Genomic DNA, 21030 nt, shown 5'->3' with positions numbered 1-21030 from the left:
ATCCGGGATTTTTTTATTACTTTAAAGAAAGTTTTCGAATCAAAATCAAATATCCATGCACAAATTCAAAACCGATTTAAAACTAATAGGAATCAATCCCTTTGTGTTTGTTCCTGATGAAATTCTTCAGGAAATCTTCAGGGAATTTGGAAAAGATAAAGGACAAATACCAATAAAAGGAACAGTCAATGGTGACAGTTATAAACAAACTCTGGTAAGATACAGCGGAGAATGGCGGTTATACATCAACACAGTCATGCTCTCCAGATCACCACAACGGATTGGTGAAATAATAGAGATTGAAATTGCTTTTGATCCTGATGACCGAAGTATCATTCCTAATCCAAAATTGATTACTGCTTTAAACGAAAACCCTGAGGCAAAAAAAATCTTTGAGAGTCTTCCTCCATCAAAGCAAAAAGAAATCATCCGCTACATAGCTTCACTAAAAAAAGAAGAAAGTATTGACCGGAATATCAAAAAGGCGATTAACTTTTTATTTGGGAGAGAACGGTTCATCGGACAGGACAAACCCTAAAGTGCTAACTACCTTAAAAATTAGCCTCAACAGTCAATTTCATTTCTTCATGACTGACAGGATGCTTAAAGGTAATGGATTTTGCATGCAAATACAGACGGTTTGATTTAGTTCCATACAAATCATCACCTACAATAGCCGTATTCAATCCCAGCGGATGCGAAGCATGAACACGCAACTGATGTGTTCTTCCGGTAATAGGATAAAAATGAACCCGCGTCTTTCCGTTTTCCACTGCTATAAGTTCCCATTCTGTTTGGGCCTGTTTTCCATATTCATAGCAAACCAATTGACGTGGGCGATCGTCCAAATCAACCCGTAATGGCAAGTCAATAAATCCGTTTTTATCTACAAGAACACCATCCAACAACGCTTCATAACATTTTTTAACCGTACGATTTATAAATTGATGCTGTAACATGACATAAACCTTTTCCGTTTTAGCAATCAGCATCAAACCTGAAGTCGACATATCCAGGCGATGCACAATCAAAGGCCCTGTAGCATTCGGATACATCAATTTCACTCTTTGGTAAACCGAATCTTGAATTTCTTTTCCGGGAACTGATAAAAATTCGGCAGGCTTGTTAATTACAGCTAAAAATTCATCTTCAAAAACTACGGTAATATCTTTTCCCTCGGCCGGATTTTCTAAAAAAGGATTATCATCCATATCAATCCCTTCAAGCATATGTCCAAGTAAAATAGGTTCACATTTGCTTTTACAGGCTGCATAAAACTGACCGTGTTTACGGACTTCCGATTTTGGCGATTGTCCCCACCAAAACTCAGCAATACAAATCGGCTTCAAACCTTCTTTAAACGCAAAATGAAGTAATTTAGGTGCCGCACATTCACCAGCACCTGCCGGCGGATTATCATCAAAAATCTCCCCCAGACTTTTCTTTTTTCCGTATTGATTCAGAAAAGAATATTCTGCGAATAATTTTTGCTGTAAAGCTGCTGATTTCTGCTTCCGTTCTTCTTTTAACTTACAGATGGAGTCTTCGTATACTTTCAGTTCATTTTGGGCGTCAATAATTTTATAATTCCAATAAGCCGTCATCTTTTTCAGTAAAATACCTTCCTGCTGACTTTCCTCATTCAATTCTTTAAGCAATTGAACAAAAGCTACTTCAGTTAAAACCGATTCATTTTCAGTCCGTTTTCTGTTTCGTACTTTTTTTTGTGACTTGACATGATCTTTATGCCGTTTAATATCAGCAGCTGCTTCAACCCGCACACCCTGCAAATTCACAACCGAATCCAGATAATCCTTTTGATTTTCCAGAATTTCAACCTGTCTGTTAAGAGAATTGATTACTTCTTCTTCTTTTTTGAAAAACCCCTTAGGATCCAACATATCAAAAACAGTTGGCACAAAATAATCCAAATGGTTAACTTCTGCCAATTTTCCGGAAAAAGCCCACAAATAACCCAATTCACCATTCTGATCCTGACAAACCAAAACCCCGAACATTTTTCCAATTACTAAACCGGCCTGATCAGTATCCAATCCGAAATTGTGTTCAAAATCTGATTGTGAAGCTAAATAATCCTTCAATTCGGCAGAAGCCAACATCGCCAATGAATGCGGGTCATAGTAAAATGGGAACGTAAATTTTTCCGGTAACGAAATTCCTGAAATATCCGATTTGAAAGATTGAAAATGGTTTTTTAGCATCTAAAGCAAACTGAAGGTTATAAAAAAATAGCTTAATTCAATATAAATAGAATATTTTTAAGCAATTTTTAACATTATTAGAAGTAAAATCTATAATTTTGCATTTAATTAGATTTTTTTATAATTCAAATTTAATATTCAACAATTCAAATCCTGAAAAAAAATGGATGCTATAGATAAAAAATTACTGAAATTACTTCAGACGGACAGCAAAAGTACAACAAAAGAATTATCAATGAAATTAAATCTTTCTGTTACTGCTGTTTATGAACGAATCAAGAAACTTGAAAAAGACGGTACAATTAAAAAGTATGTTGCTTTGGTTGACCGCAATAAAGTGGGTAAAAGTTATGTAGTTTTCTGCCATATTAAATTGATTCAACATGCCAAGGATTTTATTGCCGAATTTGAAAACGCAATTTTAAAATTAGACGAAGTACTTGAATGCTTCCATGTTAGTGGTGATTATGACTATATCTTAAAAATTTGCGTAAGAGACATGGAAGAATACCGTGAGTTTATGGTTACCAAACTAACTTCTATCAAGCACATAGGAAGTACCCATTCGTCTTTTATGATTGGTGAGGTAAAAAACACGACTGTTTTTGACATTTAAAAATCGGTTGTTTGTAATAAAAATACTACTTTAGCAGTCTAACCTTAAAAATTTTTATTATGAAATCAAGACTTTTAAATCTGTCAGGAGCTGAAGTATTATCAACAGAAAGCCAAAAAACAATTTATGGTAAGGCTAAAATCGATTTATCACTTTGCGGATGTGATTGCGCCGGTTCCGTAACAGGACCATGGTATTGTTCAGATTACATCGGATGTCCTCAGGTTTACACTTGCCAAGACGCAGTTTAATAAAATTTAAGCCCTGAATTACATCAGGGCTTTTTATTTGAATCCTTTCTTCTCATATTTTCTTAAAAGACAATTTCCTTCTAAACAAAATTCACTAATTTTGCAGTTGATTTTTTTAAAAACAACATAAAATATATACTATGAGTTCATTTGACGTAGTTGTAATTGGTTCAGGTCCCGGTGGATATGTAGCAGCAATCCGTTGTGCCCAATTAGGAATGAAAACTGCTATTATTGAAAAATATTCAACTCTTGGAGGTACCTGTCTTAATGTAGGTTGTATTCCTTCAAAAGCATTATTAGCTTCTTCACACCATTATGAAGAATTACAACATTTTGCTGATCACGGGATTGAAGTCTCAGGAGAAGTAAAAGTGAATTTAGAAAAAATGATTGCCCGCAAACAAGCTGTAGTTGACCAAACATCAGGCGGAGTTAAATATTTAATGGACAAAAACAACATCACTGTATTTGAAGGTGTTGGTTCATTTGAAAATGCTACTACAATCAACATAACCAAGAATGACGGTTCAGTTGAAAAAATCGAAGCAAAAAACACTATTATCGCGACAGGTTCAAAACCTTCAAGCTTGCCTTTCATCTCTATCGATAAAGAAAGAATCATTACCTCAACTGAAGCTTTAAAATTAACTGAAGTTCCTAAGCATTTCGTAATTATCGGTGGTGGTGTAATCGGATTGGAATTAGGCCAGGTATACTTGCGTTTGGGCGCACAGGTTTCTGTAGTGGAATTCATGGACAGAATCATTCCTGGTATGGATGGTGCTTTATCAAAAGAGTTAACCAAAGTATTAAAAAAACAAGGCATGAAATTCTATACTTCACATAAAGTAAAAGAAGTATCAAGAAACGGAAATGCCGTAACTGTAAAAGCTGACGATGCTAAAGGTAACGAAGTTGTTCTTGAAGGAGATTACGCATTGGTATCTGTAGGCCGCCGTCCTTATACTGACGGATTGAATGCTGATAAAGCCGGTGTTAAAATTACCGAAAGAGGGCAAGTTGAAGTAAATGATCATTTACAAACAACTGCTTCAAACATTTATGCTATCGGTGATGTAGTACGTGGTGCTATGTTAGCACATAAAGCAGAAGAAGAAGGTGTTATGGTTGCTGAATATTTAGCAGGACAAAAACCACACATTGATTACAACTTAATCCCTGGTGTTGTTTACACATGGCCTGAAGTTGCTGCCGTAGGAAAAACCGAAGAGCAATTAAAAGAAGCGGGAATTGCATACAAAGCAGGAAATTTCCCTTTCAAAGCACTAGGACGTGCCCGTGCAAGTGCTGATACAGACGGTTTCGTTAAAATCCTTGCTGATGCAAAAACTGACGAAGTCTTAGGAATTCACATGATTGGTGCACGTACAGCTGATTTAATCGCTGAAGCCGTAACTGCAATGGAATTCAGAGCTTCAGCAGAAGATATTTCAAGAATGTCACATGCACATCCAACGTTTGCAGAAGCGATCAAAGAAGCCGCTTTAGCTGCTACAGGTAACAGAGCATTACACGTTTAAAAAAATAACCTCAAATGTTTTAAAACCCGCTTCATGCGGGTTTTTTGTTATTTTTTTGTTAAATCATCAAAATCACAAAATTACCAACTTCAAAAAAAACAACATCAGTTATTGTCAAATTGATATTTTTAAACTACAAAAAAAATCATAATCACAAAACAGTCCATAAAAGCCCGTCAAAAACCAAATTCAAAAGTATTCTATTTTCTATAAACACGCTAATCACACCATCTTTAATCATCTGACTTTTAATAATTTTGCACCGTCCTCAATTAAAAATAAGATGAGAAAAATTACTTTTTTAAGTATTATAAGCCTTTTTACTTTCATTACTGCACATTCACAAGTCGGCATAGGAACAACGACTCCAAGCACTTCCTCAATGCTGGAAATAAAAAGTACTAATTCAGGTTTATTGATACCGCGAATCAATCTGACCTCTTCAACAGACAATACAACGATAGCAAGTCCAGCAACCAGTCTTTTAGTTTACAACACTAGTTCATCTGCCGATTTAACACCTGGATTTTACTATTGGGACGGTTCATGGAAAGCATTATCCGGTTCTTCAGTACCACCGGTTTCAGGAGGGAATTCATGGAATTTATCCGGTAACAACGCGGTTGCTGCTGATTATATGGGAACTAATAACTTCTTCCCTATCCAATTCAAAGTAAACAATTCGGATTTTGCAAAATTCCATCCAAACGGCGGAATCAATATCGGTTATAATTCGGTGGCCAACAACAACAATTCAGTTGCCATTGGAACTTCCGCACAAGCCTCAACCAATAATGAAGCAATTGCACTGGGAGCTTCTGCAAATGCAAGCGGATATCAGTCGGCTGCTTTGGGATACACTTCAACTGCATCAAACAACAGTGCTTTAGCATTAGGTCATTTGTCAAATTCTTCAGGCTATAGATCAGCTGCTTTAGGATATTCGGCAAGAGCAACCAATAATAACGGATTGGGATTAGGAAACAGCTCCAATGCAACCGGAGAGCAATCTTTGGCAATTGGATACGAATCCAATGTTTCGGGACAAAACGCAACTGCCATAGGTTATCAGGCTACTACTGCACAGGCTAACGCTATCGTATTGGGAAGTTCTTTAAACGGAAATAGTAAAGTAGGTGTTGGTACGAATGCACCAGATGAACGCCTTCACGTTGTGGGATCAATAAAAATGGTAGATGGAAATCAAGCTAATGGGTATGTTTTAACTTCAGATGCCAACGGAAAAGCAACATGGAAAAACCCTGCCGGTGATAAATATTACGGAGAAGTTTACAAAAACAACAGTACTGCAACCTTAGCTTCGGGAGCAATTACTTTTGGAACTAGCGGATTATCGTCAAATACAACTTTAGCCGGTGATAATATTCAGGTTACTAAAACCGGAGTATACAAAATCAGCTATACTGTTTCATTAAGAAAAACATCGGGAGGAACAATTAATCCTGAGTTCTTTTTAACTATCTACGGAACCGAAATTCCCGGGACCAGGACCTATGTCACCATTTCCAATAATGAATCAAGTACCGTAACTTTGACTAAATTATATTCCTTAACAGCATATCAGGCTGTGAGTCTTCATTCAAGTTTAACAAATGCAGGAACCAATATAATGTCAGGAAGTACTTTATTAGTTGAATTAGTCAATTAATTAGTTCCAACAATAACAAATATAGAAAGGCCGCTCAAACAGCGGCCTTATTTTTATCCTTTTTTCGCATAACGCTTAGCCAAAAAGTAAGCACCAAAACCTAACAGGAGAATTCCCCAAAGCTGAAACACAAAGGCAATAATGGCTTCCAACATAAACCATCCGGTTTTTATGCTGTCCCAAATCTGCAATCCGATATTAGGACGGTATGCATTAACACTTTTCTCGTTGGCAATCAATTCCTGTTTTACCGCTTCATTCTGATAAATTGCCAATGTCAGCGTGCTGAAATTAACCTGATCCTGAAGCGATAAATTTTCAATTTTTGAATTATCATGCTGTTCTTTTTTAGCATCCAGTCTATCCTCGGCATTTAACACATTATCGAGTTTTTTCCCTTTGGTATCAATAGCCTTCTCAATTCTTTGTTCCGAAGAATTACTTCTCCTTTGAGCTAATTCATTCGACAACATTTTTAAAGAAACATCATCAGCTTTAATTACCCTGTAATCCAGAAAATCGATTTGGCTTGCAATCGTCTTTATGACTGTATCCAATTTTGTATTGGGAACACGGATTGTAATATCGTTAACCATAGTATATTTTGTGGTCACCAAACTACTGTCGGGACTAACTTTTACTTCGTCTCTTTCCGAAACATTACTTTGCAGATTGGTATAAGTCACAAAACCACCGAATTTATTCATCGCATCTTCAATAATATAAGTCGATTTGGGAACATTTTTCACCTTGAATTTAATGTCGGCGGTACGGATAAATTTCCGGTTCGATTTTTCCGGTTCTACTGCGGCTAAAGAAGAAACCACCTGCGTACTGTCAGCTGTTGCAGCAGAGGCTTCGGCTACACTTTCTCCAGCTACATTTTCTTCATATTCCCTGTTTTTACAAGAATAAACAATGGTGGCAATTACCAGTAATGCCAATCCGGTGTAATGCATTTTTTTCATACAAATAATTGATTAAAAGGTTAAAAATTAAGCGAGTAGTTTTATAATCAATATTCATATGAAATTTAGTGTTAATACTAAACTTCACGCACGAAAAAACATGCCAGAAATTGGCTGACTGATAATTTTAGATTTTATTTAACTTTTGATTCTGGAACCTACTAATTGAACATCGGCATTTTTCCAGCTTTTACTGATCAATTGATCCATTTCGATTACTTTGGATTTATCTTTTAGCTGTTTGTAGACCAATTTAAGTCCGTGGTAAGCCCAACCGTTTTTAGGCAAACGCTGTAAATCTTCCTGATACGTTTTAATAGCATCATTGAAATAGCCGCCTTCCGTTTGAATTGCTCCTAAATGATGCCGCACTGAAAAAAACCAGTCGGGAGGTTCATTATAATTCAACGCGTCTTCAATAATTACGGCCTCTTTTAAAAGCTTAATACTTTCAGGGTATTTTTCTTCTTTGGCTAAAATTTCAGCTTTCAAAATTTTATAGGCGATATTGACCAAATCATGCATCGAATTAATTTCCCAGATAGTTGATTTCTTTAAATATTCATCTTTGGTAAAAACATCCAACTTATTCAGCTCAATTTTAGCATTTTTGATATCATTGTTACCCAAAAAAGCCATTCCCCTGGCATAATGTGAAATCGCTTTCGGATATTTTATAGTATCATTTACCAATTTCATTTTCATGATATCGTCCCATCTCCCGAATTTTACCGCTACAAAATAAGGGATCACATAATAATGCTGAAGTGTTCCCAATCCGGGAATAACCATGTTTGTGGGATGAACCAATTGCGATGTTTTATTAGCTCCGATAACGGCCCATTTTGAATTTCCTTCCAAAGTAGCCGTTGCTGCGAGAAAATGATAATTATGTGGATAATAAGCCAATGGATAAGCTCCTTGTGCGTGACATATAGTGGTATAAAGACTGTCGACTTTAACAGCATTAATATTCGACACTGTTCCTTTATTATATTCTCCCGTGCGGATATAGATATGTGAAGGCATATGTGTCAAATGTCCTGAACCCGGTACTAAACCGGAGTCAAAAACTGCTGCCGATGCATTACCTCTTTCCGGGTGATTTGAAGCTTCAACGGCATGAATGTAGAAATGATTGGCTCCTATATGCTTTGGATCTTTCTTTAAAATTTTCTCCAACAGGGAAACGATTCCGGGTGTCCATGTTTTTGGTGATCCATTCTTTTCGTATAAATCCCAAGGATGCAAATCCATAACTGATTCAGCATAAAGCGCATTGATATTTATATCATCCGGAAATTGATTATTAACAGCCTTCATAGCATCCGAATAGGCAATATCAAGCTCTTTCCTGTCATCAACAGGCTTCTCGACATACCGTTTTGACAAAGCCTGAATAAGCGCTTTCTCTTTTGAAGTTTCTTTATCAGACAATTTTAAAGCTTGTTGAACGGCTTTATAAGCCCGCTCATAATTATCAGGTTCCATGCCGGCGTTATAATTTGGTCCCAAAACATAAGCAAATCCCCAAAAGCACATGGCACATTCCGGATCCAGTTTACTTGCATAATAAAATGAACGTGCTGCTTCAGCGTGATTAAAGCCATAAGCTAATGCCAATCCCTGATTGAAATATTTCTGGGCTTCAGGATTTTTTGTTGTTATTGGATAATGAATTACATCCAACCCTTGAAAAATTGGAGCTTTTTTATCGGACATATACCAACTTGCATCACTAACCGGAGCCGGACAACCATAACTATCCATTCCAATTTTCGCTACTTCCCGGACAACCGGCTCTGATTTTTTGCAGGAAACCGAAAAAACCAGTACCATCATCAAAAGAGATATTTTTTTCATGGCTATTTTTCTATTAAATTTACTCAAAATCAATGACTTGTTAAATTTAATCTAAAACAAAAACACAATTTCCGTCAAAAACTCATCTGGTATTCAAAATTTTAAAGATCAGAAAGAAATGCAATCTCTATTTTCCTTGTAAACTTTGTGTCTAAGTCGTAATTTTACAGCTAAATCCATCACTTGAGAACTTCAGTCCTAAAAAATATTTCTAATCCGGCCGAATTCAAAAACCAATTACTGATTTGGTCCCAACAATTCCGTGAAGCTGTTTTTTTAGACAGCAACAATTACCCTCAGAAATATTCAGGTTATGAAGCCGTTTTAGCCGTTGATGCTTTTACGTTAATACAGACAGATCATCACAATGCTTTTGAAGATTTAAAGCAATACCAACAGCAATCCAGAGATTGGTTATTTGGTTATTTAGCCTATGATTTAAAAAACGATGTGGAAAAATTGACATCAACAAATTTTGACGGATTAAATTTTCCGGATGTATTCTTTTTTCAGCCAAAGAAACTTTTTCTATTAAAAGGGAACCAACTCGAAATCTGTTATCTTAATATGTGTGATGATGAAGTTGAAATCGATTTTGAAGAAATTCTGTTAATTCAGGATAATCAAAAAGCGAAAGAAACTTCTATTAAGATCAACCAGCGTATTGCAAAAGAAAAATACATCGAGAAAGTCAACAACATGCTCTCACATATCCACCGCGGAGATATTTATGAAGCCAATTTCTGTATGGAGTTTTTTGCAGATGACACAACTATTGATCCATTAACAGTTTTCAGCAAACTCAATACTATATCAACACCTCCTTTTGCCTCTTTTTTTAAGAATAATTTCAATTATTTGGTATGTGCATCACCCGAACGGTATTTAAGGAAAGAAGGTTTAAAAATCATTACACAACCGATTAAAGGAACTTCCAAAAGGTTTGAAGATTCAGCATTGGATGAAAAATCAAAAATCGAATTGGAACAAAATCCGAAAGAACGTTCTGAAAACATTATGATTGTCGATTTAGTCCGCAATGATTTGTCCCATACAGCTCAAAAAGGTTCGGTTCAGGTAGAAGAATTGTGCGGTATTTACAGTTTTAAGCAAGTACACCAAATGATTTCTACAGTAGTTTCCGAAGTTGATTCATCGGTTTCTCCAATTGAAATCATCAAAACAACTTTCCCTATGGGAAGTATGACAGGCGCGCCTAAAATTTCGGCCATGCAGATTATTGAAGAATTGGAAGAAACCAAACGTGGATTATACAGCGGAGCATTGGGGTACTTCAACCCTACCGGCGACTTTGATTTCAACGTAGTCATCAGAAGTATACTTTATAATGCAAAAAACCAATATGTTTCATTTTCGGTGGGAAGTGCCATAACAGCCTTATCCGAACCTGAAAAAGAATATGAAGAATGCCTGCTGAAAGCAAAAGCCATGCGGGAAGTTTTAGGCAATTAACTTAAAAATCAATAATAAACTAAAATATGTTACTAGAATCATTACAAAGACTTTACGACAGGGATTTAAACAAATTGAGCGAAGAAATCCAATTGTATAAAGACGAAAAAAATCTTTGGATCACTGATAAAAACATCAGTAATTCGGCGGGAAATTTAATTCTTCACCTTATTGGCAATTTAAACACTTACATTGGAGCTGCCTTCGGGAATACAGGTTATATACGTCAGAGGGATTTGGAATTTTCGGACAAAAATGTTTCAAGGGAAAATCTTCTGGCTTCCATTGAAGAAATTAAAAACATCATCAAAAACACTTTAAGTATTATTCCGGAAGAGCAACTTTACAAAGAATATCCAATGGAAGTTTCTTATGGAAGAACCTCAACTTATCATTATTTGATCCATATAAATGTCCATTTGAGTTATCATTTAGGCCAAATCAATTACCACAGACGTTTCTTTGACGAATAAAATCTTTTGGCTTTAAAAAGCTTACATTCGTAAATACATTTATTTATGCTGCAGAAATTTCAAAATCATATTCAACAAAACTTCGCTTTCCTAACAGGTAAAAAATTACTATTAGCTGTTAGCGGAGGAATTGACAGTATGGTTTTGACAGATTTGATACAGAAATCAGGCTTTAAGATTGGAATTTCACATTGTAATTTCAGTCTCCGGGGAGAAGAAAGCAATGAAGATTTTAATTTTATTGAAAGTTATTGTCTGAAAAATAATATTTCTTTTTTTGGCAAAAAGTTCAATACCAAAGAATTCGCAGAAGAAAACAAACTTTCCATTCAATTGGCCGCAAGGAAATTGCGTTATGACTGGTTTGATGAATTATTAGAAACCGAAGGCTTTGATTATTTGTTAACTGCACATCACCTTGACGATTCTGCCGAGACTTTTTTAATCAATTTCACAAGAGGAACCGGTATGGACGGTCTGACCGGAATTCCGCAGCAAAATGGTAAAATTGTACGGCCGTTATTGATTTTTTTGCGGGAAGAAATTGAAAGTCATGCGAAAGAGAATAACATCACATGGCGTGAAGATTCCAGTAATGCATCGGATAAATACCTCCGGAATAAAATCCGTCATGCTATTATTCCCATTTTAAAAGAATTAAATCCGGGATTTTTGTCATCTTTCCAAAATACGATTGAACATCTGCAGCAAATACAATCGATGGTGTCTGATGCTTCGGAAACAGCTTATAACCAAATCGTCACTGAAGAAAACGGCCAAATCAAAATCAACCTTCCAAAATTATTGGAATTACCCAATTATAAAGCCTATTTATACCAATGGCTACAACCTTACGGGTTCACGGCTTGGGAAGATATTTATGATTTAACCGAAGCCCAATCAGGGAAGCAGGTCTTTTCAGATACCCACAAATTACTAAAAGACAGATCGTTATTAATTATTTCCAAAATAAAAGAGGAACAGGAAGTAACCTACTTTATTGATGAAAGTTTAAAGACCGGTGATTTACCGGTAAAATTACATTTCAGTGACCAAAATCACATAATTAATGCTTCTGCAAACACTATTTTTGTTGATAAACTTTCGTTAAAGTTTCCGTTAACTTTACGAAAATGGCAGGAAGGTGATTACTTTTACCCATCGGGAATGCATGGAAAGAAAAAAGTAAGCAAATACTTTAAAGACGAGAAATTTTCATTAATCGACAAAGAAGATACTTGGTTGCTTTGTTCTGAAAATCAAATCATTTGGATTGTAAACCACCGTGCTGACCAACGCTTTATTGCAAATAACGACACACAACAAATATTAAAAATAGAATTACAGTAATGAAAAAACTATTCGCCTCAATTCTTTTAGTTTTAATCAGTTTTATTGGAAATGCCCAGATTTTGGATCCGGTTTCATGGAAAACTTCCGTTGAGAAAAAATCAGATACCGAATTCGTTTTGGTTATGGATGCCACCATCGAACACGAATGGCATATGTTTTCGCAATTCACACCGGATGGAGCGTCACTTCCGACAGTCATCCAATACAAAAACGCAAAAGAAAATTATGAGTTAGTCGGTAAGACTAAAGAAAGTCCGTACAAAAAGGTATACAGTGATATTTTTGAAGTTGACGAATATATGTTCGAAGGCAAGGCACAATTCCGTCAAACCATTAAAATCACGAATCCGAAAGTAACTTCAGCAAAAGTATATATCGAATATCAGGTTTGTAAAGAAGCGTGTATCCAACAGGATAAAACCTTTGATATTAAATTACCGGTTTCTGCTACAACTACTGTTACAACTGAAGCTGGCAAAGTTGAAGAAATTGCTGTTGACACTATAAAAGAAACTGTAACACAAACAGATTCAAGCAGTGTAAATACAAAAAATAATTTAACTACTTCTACAACAACAGATGCCGCGAAGAAGCCTGAAGAGAAAAAAGGTTTACTTTCAATTTTCCTGATCGCTTTCTTTTCCGGATTTGCAGCTTTATTGACACCATGTGTTTTCCCGATGATACCAATGACGGTAAGCTTTTTTACCAAACAAAGTAAAAACAAAGCGGCCGGTATCAGAAACGCCATTTTCTACGGAATATCAATCATCTTAATTTATGTCATTTTAGGATCTCTGGTGACCGCGATCTTTGGTGCCGATGCCCTAAATGCTTTATCTACCAATGTTTGGTTCAATATCTTTTTCTTTATCCTGCTTGTTTTCTTTGCAGCTTCTTTTTTAGGAGCTTTTGAAATTATGTTACCAAACTCTTGGGCAAACAAAGTGGACAGACAGGCTGACCGAGGTGGAATAATAGGAATTCTTTTCATGGCATTAGCTTTAGCTATAGTTTCTTTTTCGTGTACAGGACCGATTGTAGGTACTTTATTAGTCGAAGCAGCATCTAAAGGGGGAATTGCGCCAATAGTTGGCATGCTCGGCTTCTCTTTAGCATTAGCTTTACCATTCATGTTGTTTGCGATGTTCCCGGGCTGGTTAAATTCATTGCCGAAATCAGGAGGATGGTTAAATACGGTGAAAGTTGTATTAGGCTTTTTGGAATTAGCATTGGCTTTTAAATTTTTATCAAATGCCGATTTAGTTTTGCAAACTCATTTACTGGAGAGAGAAATATTTTTAGCGATTTGGATCGTTGTATTCGGGACTTTGGCTTTCTACCTATTTGGGAAAATCACTTTACCACATGACAGTCCGTTACGATCGATATCCGTTGGTCGACTTTTATTCGGATTATTGACATTAGCCTTTACCGTATACTTGATTCCCGGATTATGGGGAGCTCCTTTGAAATTAATTTCAGGTTTTCCGCCGCCACTGACATACAGTGAGAGTCCGAACGGAATTATGGGTTCAGCAGGAAGTTCATCTTCGAACGCTGCATATCCTGACGGAGCAAAAGCAGGGCCGCACGGCATTATTGCTTTTACCGATTACGAAAAAGGAATGGCTTATGCCAAAGCGCAAAACAAACCGGTTTTATTGGATTTCACGGGCCATGCCTGTGTAAATTGCCGTAAAATGGAAGATTTTGTATGGTCAAAACCTGAAATACTTTCATTTCTTAAAAATGACTTAGTACTGATTTCTTTGTACGTGGATGATAAACGTGAGTTACCTGCCAGTGAACAATATGTTTCAAAAGAAACCGGAAAAGAAATCAAAACAATCGGTAATAAATGGAGTGATTTCCAGATTACACATTACAAAGCTAACGCCCAACCTTATTATATCGTTTTAAATAGCGAAGGAGAAAGACTTAACGAGCCTGTGGGTTACACACCCGATTCGAATGAATACAAAACCTGGCTGGAAAGCGGAATCAAAAACTTCAAAAAATAATCAAATCCCGGTTCGCCGGGATTTTTTATTGGGGTAACTTTTCTATATTTGCAACATTATAAGCCATTTAAAAAGTATACGCCATGTTAATCAAAGTCTTCGGAAGCACCGTTTTTGGTGTCGACGCCACAACTATTACCATTGATATTGTAATTATTTATTGTAGTATCTAAAATAATTTATAAGGACTTTATTTTCAACAACATGGAAACAATATTTTTATATTCTCTTTAAGTTAGTTATTTTTAAGTTCTCTAAAATATTAATTTATTCCTATTTTGTTCAACTGTTGCATGTTTTCTATTATTCAAGAATGACTCAATAAAATCACCTATAATTTTATCCGTTGGTAATTTGTTAAATTCAATTACATATCTTTTATAGAAATCTAATATTTGTTCTTGATAAATTTTTATTCCTAGTTTTGTAGCTATTTTATTAATTATAAATTTTCTCTCATCATTTGAAAAAATTTTTACTTTATAATTTTTCATATCAATATTTAACGAATTCAGCAAAGAATTGATGTCTTCAAAAATATTATATTCTACGTGCTCGAAATCATGTCCATCAATGAGTGTTATTACAAAATCATTGAAAAAAATAGTTTTGGGATTTGCCCCATAAACAATACCAACAATGTTTTCAGTTTTATAAGTATTATCTATATCACCTTCATTGGGTAAAGTTTCAAGGTAAGAAACTGACAAGTGTATATTTTCTAATCCTTCAAAATCATAATTAAAAATTTTATCTCTTAAAATATTTTGCAATTCCTTTTGAATTTGAAATTCATCATCACAAATTGATGTTCTAAAAAAATTAAGTAATACAAATAATCTTAATGCTTTTGAATCCTCAACGCTTAATTCTAAATTTTTAATTCCAGTTAAATCACTATCTCTTAATTTTGGCAAAATATTTTTATTAAATAAATTTTCAATCTTGGTAAATTTTGGTTCGCAATCAATGCAAAATTTATCATTTGAAGAAAATTCAATATTTTGTTTCATTATCACAATTTCTTCCTCAGTTGATTGACGCCCTAATACTTCTTCAACTTTTTCAAATTTTGTGAATCCTCTTTGATACCTAAATTGTGAAGATGGTTTATCTGAATCAAATCCAAAGTAAAAACCCAAATCTCTTTTAGATGAACCTTGAATATTTAAAGCTGGACGAATAATAAAATCTGATAAATAATGTGAATTTGGATGTGCATCAACATTATTTTTCAAACATAGATTACATTTTATTTTCATAATGACAAATTTCCTATAGTAAATATATCATTTTATTTTGCTTTACCTTCTTAAACAATCTTCAACTAACAAGTAGGTTTTTTCTTATATATTTGTATTAATAAACAATAGAGGTAACATGAGCATTTCAGCAAGGCTTTTCGTAGAAGACCAAGAGTATAATATTTTAGAGTTTGATTTAAAGTTCAACCAAGAAGTTGACTTTATGGGAAACCCAAACAGCAATTTCAAAGGTGGATATTGGGATATAAAACTTGAAACTATTAAAAGTCCGTTGTTGCTTCAATGGATGATTGATAGTAGTTCAATGAAGAAAGTCAAAATCGTAATACCTTCAAGAACTGGAACTTCAAAAAGTAGAAATGTTGAATTACTAGATACATATTGTATCAGCAACAGCAAAGCTTTCGATTCTACCAATACAGAACCGTTAACTACAAGTATCACACTTTCACCAGCTTCAATGGTTGAAAACGGTCAAGTAATCTTTTCAAAATCTTGGAGAGTTACTGACCCAACCCCAAAAGAACCAACACCTATAAAAGAAACTGATACCGAAAAGAAATTAATCATCAGTTTTGATGCAAAAAAAACTGATATCAAAGAAGGTAAATTTGGTTTTGATAAAATTCCAGATAATTACAAAAAAACTTGCACTTCAAACACCGCAATATTTGAGAAAGAATACAATCCAATTCAAGTTTATGGCGAACAATACTTTCCTGTTTGGGTTAGTATGAGAAAAGACCAAAAAATCACATTGGAATTAGATATACTTAAGCAAAAAAATCAAGATTTATATCAAACAATTGAATTTGAAAATCATCCTGATTTTACTTTCAGTCCTACCAATTTAAAAGATGCTAAAGAAGTCACAATAACTTGTAATAAAACAAGTTCAAACACATTACAACTAAAATTATTGGGTGATAATGACCCAATCGGAGCAATCAATTTCTTTTATCCAGCACCGAAAGAACAAAAAGTTCGTTGGATTGTAGTCGATTTTAATAAAGGTGATAAAGATGTTGTCTTAAATAGTCATATCAAAAATGCAGCCGAATTAAATGATTATTTCAAAAGAGCATTTAATCCAGCTTTGATTGATATTAAGCTAGTAAATCAAGCACCAAATATTTTAGATATAAATTCAGCTACTACCACTCCAGCTGAAAAGGTAGTAATTGAGCGTATTAAGAAAAATTTGATTGAAGGTTCTAAGGATAGTTTAAAACAACCTGCTTCAAATAGAGCTTCATTTTTAACTTTAATAACAGGCTTATTTCATTCAAGACAAAATACCGCAATTCAAGATGAAATTACCTTATTCTTGACCAACTTAAAATGTCAATGGGAAAATGCTAATTCAAATGATGAAAGTGTATTTTCAAATAATGGTATCACTATTGGAACAACAAGTTTGATGTTCTTAAAAAATGAAAATAAGGAAACTAAAACTGAAATACCGCACGAAATAATGCACGCCTTAAATTTGGAACATACATTTGCTGAAACTGGAAAGATTAAAAAACATACATTTGGAATTAGTAAAACCAAAAATTATATGGATTATAATAATACTAAAGAATCATTATTTTACTATCAATGGGCTTCATTACATTAAAAAATCACCTTATGAAATTTAGTTTTCTAGCAATTATAATTTTATTGGTTTCGTGTACAGCTTCAAAAGAAGCTAGTGCAGATAAATTCTTTAACAAATGGGAACAAGACTCAGAAATTATTTTACGTAATTCAACTCCACATCTATTAGGAATTGCTATAAATAAGATTGCTAGTATTGAACTTTGCGAGAATAACAATAATGAATCTTATGCAAAATTTCCCAAGTTGAAATACACTATAATTCAAGAAAATATTAATATTTCTTTATTTAAAAACTTGAGTCAAACTCTCAATCACTTTGATTTAAATAAACAAAAGCTGCCTTCATATTTACTTGAAAGAGTTATTTATGAAGATTCAATTTCAAAATTTAACTTAAACTGCAATTCAAATAACTTGAAACCTTTGATTTTAACCGATGAATACAAGAAAAAAATCAATGGTAAATTAATATATGGATTGGGTTCATTGGCAAGTGGAAAGAATAAAGAAAATGCACGAGCAATTTTAGAACCACACCACACATCAAACAACTACACTTTAAAATTTAAAGTAACTAGTATTAAGTTTAACCAAAAAATGGATTCTGCATTTGTTGAAACATCAACTATTTATGATAGTTATGGTAAATTATACATTAGAGAAAACGACGATTGGAAATACAAGAAAGAAATCTATCATTTAGTCGAATAAATATAATAGTAATTATCTTATTTTTACTAAAACGATAGAACGTGGATTTAAAAAAACTACTCAATACAACAAACCAAAATTTAAGCCTTATTATCATTGTCCCACCAATATTAGGTGGTTTGTGGCAAATAGCAGAATTATCATCTATATCATTTTCATTTATAAGGTTTTTTTCTGTAAGTCAAATGATTCCAGATGGTCTTTTGATGATATTTATATTGTCAATAATATTTGGTTCACTTTATTTGTTTTATGTCACTGTACTTAAAACAGATACAAATTCTGAAAATACCAATAATAATCTAATTGACAGTAATGGTGAGAGCAAATTATTATTATTGCTCAAAATTAAAGAAAGGAATAATCTAATTGCAACATTCTTTTTAATATTATTCTTTTGTTTCAATTACTTACTTTATAAAATAACAAATTATTTAAGTGATGATATTCGAACTTCTTTAAATATATTTTGGTATGTTCCTTTAAACATTATCATAAGTATATTTATACTCTTTAGTTGGCATTTGGGTCATCATTCATTAAAGATTAAAGATTATGAAAAAAAGAGTTTTCTTAAACTTATTTTAGTATTCATTTTTATTGAATTTTATTGGATTTTCTCATTTGGAAGAACTTTTCACAATGCATTTATGCTTCCAGATGAATTGGAAAATATTGAGAATTTAGAATGCAAAATTCAAAAAATTGAATACAATCCAAATTATAATATTACTTATGTGAATGATAAGTATGTATTTGTAAAATTCAATAAAACTGCTTTTAAAAAGAATCAAAAAATTAATTATTCTATCATAAGAATTTTCAAATTTGATGATTTATTGGATGACTCGAATTGCAATGATTTAGTTAAAAAAAACAAATCCAAGAAAGTACTTTCACCGGTTGTTGATGAAAGAACTTTAAGAATAATTGAAAAAGCAGAAAAAAACAATCAAAACCCTTATGAAAAAGGATTTTAGGTCACAAAAATCATACTTAATAAAACTGACGATACTGTTCAATATCATTACATACATGACCTAATTCAATATCAAGTAATAACTATCAATCTTTTAGTTTAACCCAATTTAAACTACCTTTTTTAAATAAAAATTTTATTCAGTATTATTGAAAATTCTTTTTGAGTTGACACCATTGCTCCAATCACTTCTGTCGAATCTAACTCAATATATTCATTATTTTTCTACCTAAATATTTTATAAAATTTCCAAAAAAATTGAATGTAAAAGTAATGAACTTATGATACATAAATTTAGTGATGTAGATAGGTTTCCGAGAAGATGAAATATGCTGGAAAGCGGAATCAAAAACTTCAAAAAATAATCAAATCCCGGTTCGCCGGGATTTTTTATTGGGGTAACTTTTCTATATTTGCAACATTATAAGCCATTTAAAAAGTATACGCCATGTTAATCAAAGTCTTCGGAAGCACCGTTTTTGGTGTCGACGCCACAACTATTACCATTGAAGTCAATATCGATAAGGGAATTGGATACCATCTGGTAGGCCTTCCTGATAATGCCATCAAAGAAAGCAGTTACCGTATTGCTGCCGCCCTGAAAAACAACGAATACAATTTTCCCGGAAAGAAAATCACCATCAATATGGCACCGGCCGATTTACGCAAAGAAGGATCTGCCTATGATTTAACCATTGCCATCGGTATTCTTGTTGCTTCAGGTCAGATTACTGCTGAAGAAGTGGGTCAATACATTATTATGGGGGAACTGTCGCTTGACGGTAATCTACAGCCTATCAGAGGTGCATTATCCATAGCCATTAAGGCCAAAGAAGAAGGATTTAAAGGATTCTTTTTACCAAAACAAAATGTAAAAGAAGCGGCTATTGTCGCCGGTCTTGATGTTTACGGAGTCGAAAACATCAAAGAAGTCATAGATTTTTTTGAAGGAAATGGAACACTGGAACCTACCGTTATCAATACCCGCGAAGAATTTTACAAAACCCTTGAGTTTCCCGAATTTGATTTTGCCGAAGTCCGTGGTCAGGAATCGATTAAGCGTTGTATGGAAATAGCCGCTGCCGGTGGGCATAATGTAATATTGATTGGTCCTCCGGGAGCCGGAAAAACCATGCTGGCGAAACGTATACCGAGTATTTTACCGCCCATGACTTTATGGGAAGCACTGGAAACCACAAAAATTCACAGTGTTGCAGGAAAAGTAAAGGATTCCGGCTTGATGAACCAAAGGCCCTTCAGGTCACCCCATCACAGTGCCTCTTCGGTTTCACTGGTGGGTGGCGGGAGTTATCCGCAACCGGGAGAAATTTCGCTGGCGCATAACGGCGTGTTGTTTTTAGATGAATTACCCGAATTTAAGCGCGAAGTACTCGAAGTCATGCGGCAACCGCTTGAAGACCGGGAAGTAACCATTTCAAGGGCAAAATTCACCATAACCTACCCATCTTCGTTTATGTTGGTCGCCAGTATGAATCCGAGTCCGGGTGGTTATTTTAATGATCCGAATGCTCCGGTTAGCTCCTCTCCTTCTGAAATGCAACGCTATTTGAGTAAAATATCGGGACCGCTGCTGGACCGGATTGATATCCATATTGAAGTCACTCCCGTTCCTTTCGACCAGTTATCAGAAAAACGGAATGGTGAAAGCAGTGCCGAGATACGGAAAAGGGTAACCAGTGCCAGGGAAATCCAATCGGAGCGGTTTAAATCGTATGAATACATTCATTACAATGCGCAAATGACTACCAGACAAATCAGAACCTATTGCCAACTGGATGAAACTTCGCTGCAATTGTTAAAATCGGCGATGGAACGGTTGAATTTATCAGCGCGTGCTTATGACCGGATTTTGAAAGTCTCCAGAACAATTGCAGATCTGGATAACTCTGAAGCGGTTAATTCAAATCATATTGCAGAAGCGATTCAATACCGGAGTTTAGACCGGGAAGGCTGGTTGGGATGATTATAGTTATGACCCGAGCCGCAGGCGAAC

17 protein-coding genes are annotated in these 21030 nt (G+C 34.5%); 13 read left to right on the top strand and 4 right to left on the bottom strand.

The window, feature by feature from the left end; translation table 11 throughout:
• The first annotated feature begins 55 nt into the window (after positions 1-55).
• Positions 56-538 carry a YdeI/OmpD-associated family protein gene (locus NAT51_RS09965; RefSeq protein ID WP_250598611.1) on the top strand — a complete coding sequence of 161 codons (483 nt, stop codon included), beginning with the start codon at positions 56-58 and terminating at the stop codon, positions 536-538.
• 13 nt (positions 539-551) lie between these two features.
• Here NAT51_RS09965 and NAT51_RS09960 read toward each other — a convergent pair whose 3' ends face one another.
• Positions 552-2222: an RluA family pseudouridine synthase gene (locus NAT51_RS09960; protein WP_250598609.1), complete on the bottom strand. Its 1671-nt coding sequence runs from the start codon at positions 2220-2222 to the stop codon at positions 552-554.
• 163 nt (positions 2223-2385) lie between these two features.
• Between NAT51_RS09960 and NAT51_RS09955 the strand changes: the two genes are divergently transcribed.
• The 4 genes from NAT51_RS09955 to NAT51_RS09940 all read left to right on the top strand — a co-directional run bounded on the left by NAT51_RS09955 (position 2386) and on the right by NAT51_RS09940 (position 6302).
• Positions 2386-2838 (top strand): Lrp/AsnC family transcriptional regulator, encoded by a 453-nt coding sequence (locus NAT51_RS09955; RefSeq protein WP_250598607.1) that lies wholly within the window; start codon positions 2386-2388, stop codon positions 2836-2838.
• Positions 2839-2897: 59 nt separating this feature from the next.
• On the top strand, positions 2898-3089 hold the full coding sequence (locus tag NAT51_RS09950; RefSeq protein WP_250598605.1) for a hypothetical protein: 192 nt from the start codon (positions 2898-2900) through the stop codon (positions 3087-3089).
• Positions 3090-3229: 140 nt separating this feature from the next.
• Positions 3230-4633, top strand: coding sequence for a dihydrolipoyl dehydrogenase (lpdA, locus tag NAT51_RS09945; RefSeq protein WP_250598603.1), 1404 nt, complete (start codon positions 3230-3232; stop codon positions 4631-4633).
• A 283-nt stretch (positions 4634-4916) separates the two neighbouring features.
• Positions 4917-6302, top strand: coding sequence for a hypothetical protein (locus NAT51_RS09940; protein WP_250598602.1), 1386 nt, complete (start codon positions 4917-4919; stop codon positions 6300-6302).
• Positions 6303-6355: 53 nt separating this feature from the next.
• Here NAT51_RS09940 and NAT51_RS09935 read toward each other — a convergent pair whose 3' ends face one another.
• Together NAT51_RS09935 and NAT51_RS09930 are read right to left on the bottom strand one after the other, a co-directional pair.
• Complete coding sequence (locus NAT51_RS09935; RefSeq protein ID WP_250598600.1) at positions 6356-7270, bottom strand: DUF4349 domain-containing protein; 915 nt, start codon at positions 7268-7270, stop codon at positions 6356-6358.
• A 138-nt stretch (positions 7271-7408) separates the two neighbouring features.
• The gene (locus NAT51_RS09930; protein WP_250598598.1) at positions 7409-9133 is read right to left on the bottom strand and encodes a tetratricopeptide repeat protein; all 1725 of its coding nucleotides are present in this window, start codon (positions 9131-9133) and stop codon (positions 7409-7411) included.
• A 183-nt stretch (positions 9134-9316) separates the two neighbouring features.
• Here NAT51_RS09930 and NAT51_RS09925 point away from each other — a divergent pair, with 183 nt between their 5' ends.
• Genes NAT51_RS09925 through NAT51_RS09910 form a run of 4 tightly spaced genes read left to right on the top strand, consistent with a single transcriptional unit; the run spans position 9317 to position 14456 of the window.
• Positions 9317-10606, top strand: a complete 1290-nt coding sequence (locus NAT51_RS09925; protein ID WP_250598591.1) for an anthranilate synthase component I family protein — start codon at positions 9317-9319, stop codon at positions 10604-10606.
• A 26-nt stretch (positions 10607-10632) separates the two neighbouring features.
• On the top strand, positions 10633-11079 hold the full coding sequence (locus NAT51_RS09920) for a DUF1572 family protein (RefSeq protein WP_250598589.1): 447 nt from the start codon (positions 10633-10635) through the stop codon (positions 11077-11079).
• 45 nt (positions 11080-11124) lie between these two features.
• Positions 11125-12429: a tRNA lysidine(34) synthetase TilS gene (tilS, locus tag NAT51_RS09915; protein WP_250598587.1), complete on the top strand. Its 1305-nt coding sequence runs from the start codon at positions 11125-11127 to the stop codon at positions 12427-12429.
• Positions 12429-14456: a protein-disulfide reductase DsbD family protein gene (locus tag NAT51_RS09910; protein WP_250598585.1), complete on the top strand. Its 2028-nt coding sequence runs from the start codon at positions 12429-12431 to the stop codon at positions 14454-14456. Before tilS ends, NAT51_RS09910 begins: the two co-directional genes overlap by 1 nt.
• Positions 14457-14710: 254 nt before the next feature.
• On the opposite strand, the gene NAT51_RS09905 is transcribed toward NAT51_RS09910, so the two are convergent.
• On the bottom strand, positions 14711-15694 hold the full coding sequence (locus NAT51_RS09905) for a hypothetical protein (protein ID WP_250598583.1): 984 nt from the start codon (positions 15692-15694) through the stop codon (positions 14711-14713).
• A 142-nt stretch (positions 15695-15836) separates the two neighbouring features.
• Here NAT51_RS09905 and tssD point away from each other — a divergent pair, with 142 nt between their 5' ends.
• The 4 genes from tssD (at position 15837) to NAT51_RS09885 (ending at position 21000) form a co-directional block, all read left to right on the top strand.
• Positions 15837-17342, top strand: a complete 1506-nt coding sequence (gene tssD, locus NAT51_RS09900; RefSeq protein WP_250598581.1) for a type VI secretion system tube protein TssD — start codon at positions 15837-15839, stop codon at positions 17340-17342.
• 11 nt (positions 17343-17353) lie between these two features.
• A complete protein-coding gene (locus tag NAT51_RS09895) occupies positions 17354-18037 on the top strand; it encodes a hypothetical protein (RefSeq protein ID WP_250598574.1) in 684 nt (227 codons plus the stop codon).
• A gap of 41 nt (positions 18038-18078) precedes the next feature.
• Complete coding sequence (locus tag NAT51_RS09890) at positions 18079-19017, top strand: hypothetical protein (RefSeq protein WP_250598573.1); 939 nt, start codon at positions 18079-18081, stop codon at positions 19015-19017.
• Positions 19018-19464: 447 nt separating this feature from the next.
• Positions 19465-21000: a YifB family Mg chelatase-like AAA ATPase gene (locus NAT51_RS09885; RefSeq protein ID WP_250598572.1), complete on the top strand. Its 1536-nt coding sequence runs from the start codon at positions 19465-19467 to the stop codon at positions 20998-21000.
• Positions 21001-21030 lie beyond the last annotated feature (30 nt).

The sequence above is a fragment of the Flavobacterium amniphilum genome (genome assembly GCF_023634845.1).
Taxonomy (GTDB): Bacteria; Bacteroidota; Bacteroidia; order Flavobacteriales; family Flavobacteriaceae; genus Flavobacterium; species Flavobacterium amniphilum.
This window is presented reverse-complemented; position numbering and strand designations above follow the sequence as displayed.

Coding starts and splice junctions, on each gene's coding strand:
- tilS (WP_250598587.1), top strand. CDS start 11,125: ATGCTGCAGAAATTTCAAAATCATATTCAACAAAACTTCGCTTTCCTA.
- NAT51_RS09955 (WP_250598607.1), top strand. CDS start 2,386: ATGGATGCTATAGATAAAAAATTACTGAAATTACTTCAGACGGACAGC.
- NAT51_RS09885 (WP_250598572.1), top strand. CDS start 19,465: ATGTTAATCAAAGTCTTCGGAAGCACCGTTTTTGGTGTCGACGCCACA.
- NAT51_RS09935 (WP_250598600.1), bottom strand. CDS start 7,270: ATGAAAAAAATGCATTACACCGGATTGGCATTACTGGTAATTGCCACC.
- NAT51_RS09895 (WP_250598574.1), top strand. CDS start 17,354: ATGAAATTTAGTTTTCTAGCAATTATAATTTTATTGGTTTCGTGTACA.
- NAT51_RS09960 (WP_250598609.1), bottom strand. CDS start 2,222: ATGCTAAAAAACCATTTTCAATCTTTCAAATCGGATATTTCAGGAATT.
- NAT51_RS09965 (WP_250598611.1), top strand. CDS start 56: ATGCACAAATTCAAAACCGATTTAAAACTAATAGGAATCAATCCCTTT.
- NAT51_RS09910 (WP_250598585.1), top strand. CDS start 12,429: ATGAAAAAACTATTCGCCTCAATTCTTTTAGTTTTAATCAGTTTTATT.
- tssD (WP_250598581.1), top strand. CDS start 15,837: ATGAGCATTTCAGCAAGGCTTTTCGTAGAAGACCAAGAGTATAATATT.
- NAT51_RS09930 (WP_250598598.1), bottom strand. CDS start 9,133: ATGAAAAAAATATCTCTTTTGATGATGGTACTGGTTTTTTCGGTTTCC.
- NAT51_RS09920 (WP_250598589.1), top strand. CDS start 10,633: ATGTTACTAGAATCATTACAAAGACTTTACGACAGGGATTTAAACAAA.
- lpdA (WP_250598603.1), top strand. CDS start 3,230: ATGAGTTCATTTGACGTAGTTGTAATTGGTTCAGGTCCCGGTGGATAT.
- NAT51_RS09950 (WP_250598605.1), top strand. CDS start 2,898: ATGAAATCAAGACTTTTAAATCTGTCAGGAGCTGAAGTATTATCAACA.
- NAT51_RS09940 (WP_250598602.1), top strand. CDS start 4,917: ATGAGAAAAATTACTTTTTTAAGTATTATAAGCCTTTTTACTTTCATT.